Genomic DNA, 10,427 nt, shown 5'->3' with positions numbered 1-10,427 from the left:
TCAGCTATTCAAAATGCTCGTGATTTGAATGTTAAACTAGTTCAAAAATCATTTAAAGAGGAAGAGGGATTTAATTTAGATGATATCTACTCTGATTTTAAAAGTGCATGCATTCCATGCGGGGTCTTTAGAAGAAATATTTTAAATAAAACTGCTTATGAACTGGGCGCTTGTAAAATAGCTACTGGCCATAATCTTGATGATGAAATTCAATCATTCTTAATGAGTTTTGCTCGAGGAGATACTATCAAATTTTCGAAATTCGGCCCTGAACTTGATGTAATTCATCCAAAATTGGTGCCACGAATTAAGCCGTTATGGAATACTCCTGAAAAGGAAGTTGGAATGTGGGCGGTGATAAACAACATAGATATCCATTTGGATGAATGTCCTTATTCTCATTTGTCCTTGAGAGCAAAAATTAAAGAATTTTTAAATGTTAGCGAGGACCAATATCCCGGCATAAAAAATAATGTGATGGAATCTTTTAAACAGATTTTAACGTTTGAAAATGATATTAACACAAAGCTTAATGAATGTGAAGTTTGTGGTGAGCCGACTTCATCAAATGTTTGCAAGGCTTGTGAGTTGAAAGAATTAATTAATTTATAAATTATTTTTTAATTTTTCTGATGGATCTTAAAGGCTTTGTTATTCTCCAGCTATTTGAGGATATTAACTCTTCTTTTTCATTTTCAATCTTTTCAACTTTCTTTTTCAACTTTTTATTTTCTCGTTTTAGATTAGATAGTTTTCTATTACTTCTATTTTTAGCTTTGAATTCCCGTTCAATGAGCTGATTTAAGTCGGTGATTCTTTTTTCAAGATAATAATTATTGAAGCTGCAGTTTTCATCATCGTATCCATAGTCTTTTAAGATATTTATTAAAACCTCACGGGTTTTGTTAAAATCGTTGACAGGGGACTTATATTTCGCATCTTCTTTGGATAGCTGGCTTCCATTTTCATACATTGACCAAATATTCCTGCCTGATCCCCTATAATCGGATAATTTTGAAGGAATATATGGATTTACTTTAAAACCTCCTTCAGTAATTGCATCATTGACAAGCAGAATATCAAATTGTGTAGTTGCATTTAAAAATTCAAAATAATCTAAAGGTTTTTGAATAATAATATTCTCTTTAAACGTCAAATCATCAATCACTATTTTTAAAAGGTCATCTTCATTAATAAAGATATGGAATTTTATTTTATTCTTAAATTCATGATTTAAACTTTCATATGCATAGAACAATGCTTCAAAATGTCTTTTAACATAATAAAAATTTCCAAAATAGGCAATGTTGATATCATCACTATTTAAGTTGCATTCTTTTTCAACTAAATGATAATATTTTTTTTCAAGAGTGGGGTGTTGGGAGATTTCTGTTTTATTTTCCACTATCTCTTTTATATTTTCATCATATAGTTCAGTCATCATTTCTTTTTGATTAAAATTTGTAAAAACGAGTTTATCTGCAAAAATATAGGTAAGATATTCAACAATATAAAAGTGATTGCTCGGATTTTCCAATAATTTAAGATTGGAATCACGTTCTTTGATTTTTGAGTTTATTTTGTCGATATATTCTTTATTATCTAATTTTCTATAATCCTTAAATTCACCATTCATGTCCCTTGATAGGGGATCTGAAAATTCTGCAGTCCAAAAAACGTCGGGATGTTTAAATTTGTATTCTAATGCAAGGAAATGGTTTGACATGGCCCAGGAACTACTGTAAATTTTTTCATATTCTTTGTTTCCAATTATTTCCAGGCCTTGTTTGTTAAATTCAAATATGCCATCAACAGTATCTCTAATAAAGTCAACTGAAGTATAAAATCTATTATTTATATAATTATCTATTTCATCAAAATTTATATATTCATCATCTTCAACTTTATTTAGCAACACATCTACTAACGAATTATTGTTTATTATTCTTTTTGCAAGCACGATTCCGTTAATATCATTGCTTGGGGGAAATTTATAAGAAATTACTAATGTATCAACGTTTTCTTTTGGACTAATCATTTGAATTCAGCATATTTATTAATTTAAATTTATATATTAGTTTCTCAAAATTGCAAAGGCCATATATGCAATAAATAAGGCAATTAATATAGCTCCTTCTTTTTTATCATATTTGTCTTGGGTTTTACCAAATATGAAACATAGTATGGTTACACCAAGCATAAAGACCACGTCTATTAATATACTTGAGTCAATCGGTATTTCACTTATAGCACTACTTGCTCCAAGCACAAATAGAATGTTAAAGATGTTTGAACCAATAACGTTACCTATAACCAACTGATTTTCTCCTTTCTTTAAAGCGGCAATTGAAGTGACAAGTTCAGGTAGAGAGGTACCAATCGCCACAATGGTTAGACCAACTAATGTTTCACTCATTCCAAGTGCAATTGCTATAGCTGAAGCGCTATCTACAACAAAATCTCCACCAAGAATGATTCCAATAAGACCAATAATTATGAATGCTATACTTTTTGGAAGGCTCCATTTTGGTTTTTCCACAACACCTGATTCACTAGATTTTTTTGAGTCATGAATTAAATAAAGGATGTATGCAATTAGAATAACAAGCAATATTATTCCTTCAATATTAGTAATATCCCATCCAATAAAGATAAATATTACAAATAAAACGGTAATTCCAACAAGGAAAGGCAAATCTTTTTCTAAAACACTTTTTTCCATTAATAAATTACTAAGCAATGCAGCTATACCAATTACCATTAACATGTTAAAAAGATTACTTCCTATAACATTACTGACAGCCATTGCATTGCTGCCTGTCAATGAAGAAGTTATAGAAACGGCCGCTTCAGGAGCACTTGTTCCAAGTGCCACAATGGTTAAACCAACGATGATCGTAGGCACTTTTAAAATTGAAGCGATGCTGCTGGCTCCATCTACGAAAAAGTCAGATCCTTTAATTAAAAATACAAATCCTACAAGCAATAAAACAACTTGAATTATTATAGATGCATCCATTTTATTCCTCTGTTGGCATAGGCTCTTCTGGGCCCAAATCAGTTACAAGAACTTTATCAATCTGATGTCCATCAATGTCAATGATTTCAAAGATAAATCTTCCACATTCATATTTATCCTCTTCATCAGGGATAGTACCACTTAAGCTTAAAATAAAACCGGCTAAAGTAGTATAGTTATCTTCTTCCTCATCAGGTAATTTATCTTTAAAGTCAAATAATTCTTTAAATTTATCAATAGGATATCTTCCATCAATCAACCAGGTTCCATCATCTCTTTGTATTGCTTGAGGTTCATCTTCTTCATCAATTCCAGGAATATCTCCAACAATACCTTCAAGTAAATCGTTTAATGTGATTAAACCTTCAACACTGCCGAATTCATCAACAACAAGAGACATATGGACATATTCTTGGTTTTCTTTAAATTCTCTAAGCAATTCTAATGTTTCTAAATGTTCAGAAACTACTAAAGGTTCTTTCACGATTTTATAAATGTCAAATTCTTCATCACTAAAAAGCACTGAAAGAATATCTTTTGCTTGCACTACTCCAATAAAATCATCTAGCTCTCCTTTAGCTATTGGAAAAATTGATCTTTTACTTTCAATGATTTTAACTTTGTTGATGTCCCTATCATCTTCAAGATCAATCCAAATGATTTCATTTCTTGGAGTCATTATACTTTCAACCTTCTGATCATCAAGTTGGAAAACCCTTTTAATAATGTCCTCTTCCTCTTGTTCAATTGTACCGTCTTCTCTTCCTTCTTCAATCATTAATTTGATTTCATCTTCAGTTACAACATCATCATTTTTATTTTCGATTCTAAGTAACCATAAAAGAAAACTGCTTGATTTTGCAAGAACAAAACTGACAGGTTTTGAAACTTTCTCAAGAACCACCATGCTTTTAGCAACTTTTAACGCGATTCTTTCAGGGTCATTTAAAGCAATGACTTTCGGTACAATTTCTCCAACAACCAATGTCAAATAAGTTGTAACGATAACAACAATTGCAACACTTATAGGCTCACTGTAGGGTACAAATGAAATGAGTTTTGCAAGAGGTTCAGCTAAAGTTACTCCACCAAAAGCCCCTGTCAAAACACCAATAAGTGAAATTCCAATTTGCACGGTTGATAAAAATTCGTTAGGGTCTTCTAATAAATCAAAAACAATTTGTGCATTTTCATTTCCATCTTCTAAGTATTTTTGCATTTTAGCTTTTCTTATAGATACAACAGCAAGTTCCGCCATTGATAAATATCCTGTAAGAATTATCAAAATTAATATAATAATTATCTCGAGTGTCGTTCCAATCATTTTTAACAAACCATTAAAATAATCATAAGTCGCTGGCTTTCATAAAACCAGTGTTTTTATATATTTTATCTTGCATTTCTTGCACTGCAAGGGATGCATCTTCTCTTGTAGCTACTTTTTGAAAAATTCGTCTTGATTTAACCTTTAAAGTTTTTCCACAAACACATTTGCGGGTAGCCACTCCTTCTTTTGCATATAATGCGCGTCCACAGTCGCAACGAAATATAAGATACATAATTTTTTTCCATTAAAATTAACTTTAGTAATTATAATATTATCAATATATTATTTAAAATTAATTATTACATGCCGAAGATTTTCATAAATAATGGTATGAAAACTTTGGATGGTAAAATAACTAATGTTGCAATACTAACTCCTAGGTTAGTACCGATAACCACAAGAAGTATTCTAAATATATTATTTTCCCATAAATCTCTAAAACTTTCGATGTTTGCTAAATTTTTGATGTCCTTTTGTCTGACTTTTCTGAACTTAGCTTCGGTTAAACCTGAAAACCATCCTGCTGCAAGTAATGGATGAATAATTGTTAATGGCGCAACCAATCCTCCGACAATTGCGGATTGGATTTTTGAGCCTGAAAGGATTGATCCAATAAATCCCATAATCATACTAATAATAATAAAATCGTAAATATTCCAGGTGATATTTATCCCATTAAAATATGCAAGAAAAAATATCACTACAAACAATATTGGAATCATTGCTAAAAATATTTTAACCCAGGGAATGCCTCTTTTTTCATTAACAACTTCTAAATCTCTTAAATTTGGCAAGGTTTCAGGATTATCTAAATATCTTTCAATTCCAGGTTTATGGCCTGCTCCAACAACTGCAATTACATGGTCTTGGGGCAGTCTCATTATGCTTCCTGCAAGATATGCATCTCTTTCATGGACAAGGACTTCATGGACATTTGGAGCTTCATCTTTAAACATTTCCATTAATTCATCCAGATTGTCGGGATTTTTCAACTCTTCAATGTCAACATCCTCTTCGTCCCCAAATCCTAAAACAGAAGCGATTAATCCATATAAGAATTTTGCTTTTTCAATAAAGCCCATTTTGTTCAAGGCTCTTTGTAGGGTCACATTAACATCTCTGTCAATGAGAGCAATTGGTATTCCTAGATCCTCACTAGCTTCAATTGCACCAATCATCTCTGAACCTGGCGCCACATCAACATCTGCCCCTATTTTGGATTGAAAATAACTTAGAAGAGTGCTTGTGAAGAATAATCCAACTTTATTTTCTTTGATTATCTCGGTTACAGAAATTGTATCGTCCTGTTCAATACCCATCATCTCTTGCTTTAATCTGTGGTATCTATTTCTGTCAAGTTCAATAGCAACTACTTCGGGGTGCTGTTCATAAATTGCATCCTTTACCTCATTAACACTTTCTTCAGATACATGTGCAGTGCCGATTATTGTTAAACATTCTCTTTTCATTAAAAAAACACTTCTTTGTAGAATTATATTATTAAAATTATTAAGTTTAAATATATAAAGTTAATTCATTATTTTCATATATTGCAACATTGTCACTAATATTTTTTAAACAGCATAGTTCAACATCACTTTTGTAACCTAGTTCAATTAATCTTTTAGCGGTTCTTGAATTTAAAAATGTGTCTCTCAAGGATTCATTATCTCTAGTTTTTAAAATTGCTGATTGGCCATATTCGCTTAACTCACATTCATCTAAATTTTCATTTATCCAATATAATATTTCACCGGCCGCAAGGAAATCTTCAATTGCAAATTCTCCTTTAACTCCCGCCATTACAACATCAATATGTTCGCTAGCTAATTTGATGCTTTTTAGTGCAACTGCTTTTGCATTAACTAAAGATCCCACCAAAACTTTTGAGTTCATATTTTCAAGTATTCTTGTCCCATTAGTTGATGTAAATATTAATGTATCTTGTGAAGGTTCAAAATCTTTTATTACATAAGGGCTGTTTCCGAGTTCAAACCCTTCGATTTGTTTTCCATTGCGTTCACCTGCGAGAATTCCCCCTACTTTTTCTTTTAAGTCCAGAGCTTCTTCAGGTGTGAAGCATGGAATTATCCTTTTGAAATTGTTTAAAGCTAAGGTTATTGTTGTGCTCGCTCTTAGGGCATCAACCATTATGGAAACATCACTGCTTGTACTTTCCTCAAAACTCAATGTTACTTTCATGAAGTAATTTATATCAAATGATTATATAATAATATTATGAAAGTTGTCACAACACCCATGTGTGAAGAAATCGTAAGATTAGCCGGCATTAAAGATTATGCAGTGAATAAATTTCCCGATGAAGAAGGGGGTGATTTGGCTATTCTTCTTTCTGAAAGCAAAGTCAAGATGAATTCTCTGCCAATCAAAATCAATACTGCCACACAAATTTTCGAAAGTATAAAAAAGGTTTCCCAAATTGAGGGCAATGAATTGTCAGACAGCGAAATCATTCGCTTTTTTGACGATTATGGACTCTGCAAGAAATATTTGAATTCTGATTTCAAAAGAGATATTAATGTCAAAGTCTATTCTGAGTTTTTAAAAGACATAGTTTCAGATGTGGGATTCAATATAGTTCTTGATGACTTTGATTATGTTATTTATCCGGATTATTCAAAGGAAAATGTGATTGAGACAGAAAATCTCGTTGAGATCCCTTCTCACAATGACATTTCTAAAAATCCCTTTAAGAAGGCAGAATTAAGATATGCAATTTTAGAAAATTTAATATAATAAATGAATTATAAATTATAATACTATACAATTGCATTTTTTGAGAGTTGTTAAAATGTATGAAACATTAATATTTACTGGTGGAGTTCACAAAAGTGAAGAAATAAGAGAATTAATTGAAGATTTGGGAGGCTTCATTCTTCAAGATAGTATTCAACAGATGGAATTGGTCCTAAACATGGCTGTTCCCCTAGAGGATGTTGATAAGATTGAAGAAAAATCTAATGAATTATTAGCAAAATTATCAGTTGCTCCTATGGCCGGTTCTGAAATAGCTATTGTTTCACCAACACTTGCAAGACACCATTTGCCTCACGCGGCATGTGACATTTCTGAATATTTGCGTGAATTTGGTGCAAAAGATAATATGATTGGTCTTGCAAGGGGAGACGGTAAAGGAACTGCAGGGATTACTGAAGAAGAAAGAGACTTAATCGAGGAGCATGATATTGCCATTTTTGCATTAGGTAGTTTTGAAAATTGTATTAAAGAAAAAGCTTTCCTTTATGATAATATTGATATACCTGTAATTGTAACAGGTTCACCAGAAATTGATGTTAATGAGCTCCCGGGTGCTGACGCATATGTTGGAGGTCTTGGCAGAATCCCAAGAAGACTCAGAAGAGGTCCCGATATACGTGCACTTGATAAATTAGTTGAAACCATTGAACAAATTTTAAGTGACAAAAAACATGAAATGGCTCTCGATCCACCTTTAGTGCCATCTATTGTTGTAAAAAATGCAATTGAAAACCAGGTTAAAGAAATTAAAGATGTTATTTCTCCAACACCCGTAACTTCACAACTCGACGGTGTTCGCGTAAAATTGAATTATGATAATTATGCCGATGTAATCGCAGATGTGGTTATTGATGGTAAAAAATTATCAGAAATCGCAGAAATTAAAAAATCAAAAATGTATGATTACATCTTAGTAAAAATTAATAGTGAGAGTTCTCTTGTTGAGGATTCTGACTAAATCCTTTTTTTAGAGCAGTCGCATTCCAAAGAAATTGATGGCGTCTACCAAATCGTTGAATTGTTCCAATTCTCTTTCTATGACATTTTCATCAGTCATGTCAATGCTTAACTCCCCGTCTACAGATAGGGTGTCGGGGCCTCGGCCAACGAGCCTATCCACTCCATCGGCACTCAGAATCCTTTCAGCATCAAGTTGGTGAACAAAGGATCTTCCAGGAATTATCACGGCATCCTTAATTTCACTCAAGTCAAGTTTTTCCAAATCTTCTTTTGTTATTAGGCAAGCTATCTCTTTTTCAACCGCAACAACATTGACATTATCCGCTTCAAGTTTATCAAATATATTTGATATATATGGCGCTGCGATTTTTGAAGTGATAATTGTCGCTTCCCCGGTTATTGGTTTAATGAATTGTAGAAATACTTCATTTTCATCTTTAGCTATTGCAAATGGTCCGCCAGTTTCGGGATCGCATATTGGTGTTCCGCTAACCCTAAATTTATACTCTGAGTTGATCTGCTTTACAAGTTCGCCAAATTCTTCAACAGGTTGGGATTCAATACCTTTGAGGATTGGTTCGTTACCTAAAATAAGTCCTTCATTGAATGTATTTGCAAATCTCATCAAGAGCATTCCCTTTGCGCCCCATTCTTCTAAAGAATTGCAGGTTTCCCGTAAAACATCTCCATCGTTAACACCAGGGATTATTACTGCAGCCCCTGTCAAATCAACATTTTCACAAAATATTTTGCATGCTTTAAGCGCTTCGATAGGATTTGGATCTTTTACCCATTCTTTTCGAAGTTTCGGGTCTGATGAGAAAATAGTAAATGAAACCTCTTTTACTCCATTATTTATTAATCTTGTAGCCATCTCAGAGTCATTTATGCCTTTACCGCATGTGTATCCCAATATTGACGGAATTGAAAATTGATTTAAACTGGCTGTTAAACTTTCAAGGTGAGGGTAGCAGCTTATATCTCCTCCTCCACTGATATATGCACTTATTTCGCTTCGTCCCATGCTCATCATCAATGCATTCTGCACTTCGCTCATCACTTCAAATGGGGATTTGAAATCACCCTGTGTTTCAGAGACTCCTTTGCTGCATCTTTCACAACCTATTTTGTTGGGCAGACAGTGTGCACAGCCAAAACTTTTAATTTCTTTCACCTTCCGGAAGTAACAGTATTTGCAAAAACCGTTACAATCCCTTCCAGGTATCCCTCCAACATCAGCTACAACTTGCATATAATTTTTATTTTAAAGTTCATTTTATTTATAAATTCTTGATTTTTTGTTGACTAATTTTTGTATTACTTTTAGTATTATTTATTACTTTCAAGCTTGTAAGTAATAATTTTTTATTTTGCTCTATTTTTAAAAATAAAGGTTTAAATAACTTAAAATAAGTTAAATTTTTATTTTTTAGAATTTAATTTAAAATATCTGAAATATGCTCATAATTGATGGTAAAAACAAATTTTTATCAATAATAAAAAGTATTACTTTTAGGCAGTTTTTTCTTAAAGAAAAAATATTTTATTATACTTTATAAATCTTTCTAAAATATCCCATAGGTAATCTTTATATTATATCTTTTATAAAATAAAATTTGTATACCATATGGCTGGCTATTGCAAAAACTTGCTTTGTAGCTAAAAACTCAATTTGGTGAAAAAATTCACCATTGAGAGTGGTATATTAGTTAAACTCTATTTATTTAGGAGGGAAAAAATGGCAAAGTTTGATGATAAAATCGATTTATTCGATGATAGAGGCAACGAAATTGCATCTGACGTACCAATCGAAGCTATCAGTCCATTAAGAAACCCTGCAATTGAACGCATTGTAAAAGGTGTTAAAAGAACTGTTGCAGTAAACTTAGAAGGACTCGAAAAATCTGTTAAAACAGCATCTGTTGGTGGAGACAAATCTAGAATCTTAGGTAGAGAATTAGATTTAGCTATTGTAGAAAACGCAGAAGCAATCGCAGACAAAATGAAAGGTATTATCCAAGTTGCAGATGGCGACGATACTGTTGTAACACCTATTTCCGGAGGAAAAAGGTTATTAGTACAAGTACCAACCAGAAGAATCGATGTTGGTGCAGAATACTCTTCAGCTCCATTGTCAACCGCTTCAGCTTTAGTACAATCTGTTATCGACATTTGTGATGTTGATATTTACGACGCAAACTTCGTAAAAGCTGCAGTATTAGGTAGATACCCACAATCTGTAGACTACAAAGGATCTAACATTGCAACCATGTTAGACATTCCACAAAAACTCGAAGGTGCAGGTTACGGTTTAAGAAACGTTAAAGCAAACGACTTCGCTGC

General features: G+C 32.5%; 10 protein-coding genes and 1 pseudogene. 4 read left to right on the top strand and 7 right to left on the bottom strand.

Annotated elements, in window-relative coordinates; all coding sequences use genetic code 11:
• Positions 1-612 (top strand): TIGR00269 family protein (locus IKS50_RS00125; RefSeq protein WP_292843660.1); only part of this gene is annotated, 612 nt, incomplete at its 5' end.
• Position 613: 1 nt separating this feature from the next.
• Here IKS50_RS00125 and IKS50_RS00120 read toward each other — a convergent pair.
• The 6 genes from IKS50_RS00120 to comB form a co-directional block, all read right to left on the bottom strand.
• On the bottom strand, positions 614-2,038 hold the full coding sequence (locus tag IKS50_RS00120; protein WP_292843657.1) for a hypothetical protein: 1,425 nt from the start codon (positions 2,036-2,038) through the stop codon (positions 614-616).
• Between the two features lie 36 nt (positions 2,039-2,074).
• A complete protein-coding gene (locus tag IKS50_RS00115) occupies positions 2,075-3,019 on the bottom strand; it encodes a calcium/sodium antiporter (RefSeq protein WP_292843655.1) in 945 nt (314 codons plus the stop codon).
• 1 nt (position 3,020) lies between these two features.
• Positions 3,021-4,343, bottom strand: a complete 1,323-nt coding sequence (locus tag IKS50_RS00110; RefSeq protein WP_292843650.1) for a hemolysin family protein — start codon at positions 4,341-4,343, stop codon at positions 3,021-3,023.
• Positions 4,344-4,365: 22 nt separating this feature from the next.
• Positions 4,366-4,578 carry a DUF1922 domain-containing protein gene (locus IKS50_RS00105; protein WP_292843645.1) on the bottom strand — a complete coding sequence of 71 codons (213 nt, stop codon included), beginning with the start codon at positions 4,576-4,578 and terminating at the stop codon, positions 4,366-4,368.
• A 67-nt stretch (positions 4,579-4,645) separates the two neighbouring features.
• Positions 4,646-5,815 (bottom strand): TraB/GumN family protein, encoded by a 1,170-nt coding sequence (locus tag IKS50_RS00100; protein ID WP_292843643.1) that lies wholly within the window; start codon positions 5,813-5,815, stop codon positions 4,646-4,648.
• A 46-nt stretch (positions 5,816-5,861) separates the two neighbouring features.
• Positions 5,862-6,548: a 2-phosphosulfolactate phosphatase gene (gene comB, locus IKS50_RS00095; protein ID WP_292843641.1), complete on the bottom strand. Its 687-nt coding sequence runs from the start codon at positions 6,546-6,548 to the stop codon at positions 5,862-5,864.
• 36 nt (positions 6,549-6,584) lie between these two features.
• Here comB and IKS50_RS00090 point away from each other — a divergent pair, with 36 nt between their 5' ends.
• Positions 6,585-7,103: a hypothetical protein gene (locus tag IKS50_RS00090; RefSeq protein WP_292843639.1), complete on the top strand. Its 519-nt coding sequence runs from the start codon at positions 6,585-6,587 to the stop codon at positions 7,101-7,103.
• Between the two features lie 55 nt (positions 7,104-7,158).
• Positions 7,159-8,082, top strand: coding sequence for a methanogenesis marker 7 protein (locus tag IKS50_RS00085; protein ID WP_292843637.1), 924 nt, complete (start codon positions 7,159-7,161; stop codon positions 8,080-8,082).
• 9 nt (positions 8,083-8,091) lie between these two features.
• On the opposite strand, the gene mmp10 is transcribed toward IKS50_RS00085, so the two are convergent.
• Positions 8,092-9,336 (bottom strand): methyl coenzyme M reductase-arginine methyltransferase Mmp10, encoded by a 1,245-nt coding sequence (gene mmp10 / locus IKS50_RS00080; RefSeq protein WP_292843635.1) that lies wholly within the window; start codon positions 9,334-9,336, stop codon positions 8,092-8,094.
• A gap of 486 nt (positions 9,337-9,822) precedes the next feature.
• Between mmp10 and IKS50_RS00075 the strand changes: the two are divergent.
• Positions 9,823-10,427: pseudogene (locus tag IKS50_RS00075) on the top strand (methyl-coenzyme M reductase subunit beta); the annotation flags it as partial.

It is taken from the genome of Methanobrevibacter sp. (assembly GCF_017539065.1).
GTDB lineage: Archaea > Methanobacteriota > Methanobacteria > Methanobacteriales > Methanobacteriaceae > Methanocatella.
Note: the sequence above shows the minus strand (reverse complement) of the source record. Positions and strands in the feature narration are given on the sequence as shown.

Bases quoted from the DNA above. Each gene is read 5' to 3' on its own strand.
- comB (WP_292843641.1), bottom strand. From the start codon at position 6,548: ATGAAAGTAACATTGAGTTTTGAGGAAAGTACAAGCAGTGATGTTTCC.
- IKS50_RS00115 (WP_292843655.1), bottom strand. From the start codon at position 3,019: ATGGATGCATCTATAATAATTCAAGTTGTTTTATTGCTTGTAGGATTT.
- IKS50_RS00085 (WP_292843637.1), top strand. From the start codon at position 7,159: ATGTATGAAACATTAATATTTACTGGTGGAGTTCACAAAAGTGAAGAA.
- IKS50_RS00120 (WP_292843657.1), bottom strand. From the start codon at position 2,038: ATGATTAGTCCAAAAGAAAACGTTGATACATTAGTAATTTCTTATAAA.
- IKS50_RS00090 (WP_292843639.1), top strand. From the start codon at position 6,585: ATGAAAGTTGTCACAACACCCATGTGTGAAGAAATCGTAAGATTAGCC.
- mmp10 (WP_292843635.1), bottom strand. From the start codon at position 9,336: ATGCAAGTTGTAGCTGATGTTGGAGGGATACCTGGAAGGGATTGTAAC.
- IKS50_RS00110 (WP_292843650.1), bottom strand. From the start codon at position 4,343: ATGATTGGAACGACACTCGAGATAATTATTATATTAATTTTGATAATT.
- IKS50_RS00105 (WP_292843645.1), bottom strand. From the start codon at position 4,578: ATGTATCTTATATTTCGTTGCGACTGTGGACGCGCATTATATGCAAAA.
- IKS50_RS00100 (WP_292843643.1), bottom strand. From the start codon at position 5,815: ATGAAAAGAGAATGTTTAACAATAATCGGCACTGCACATGTATCTGAA.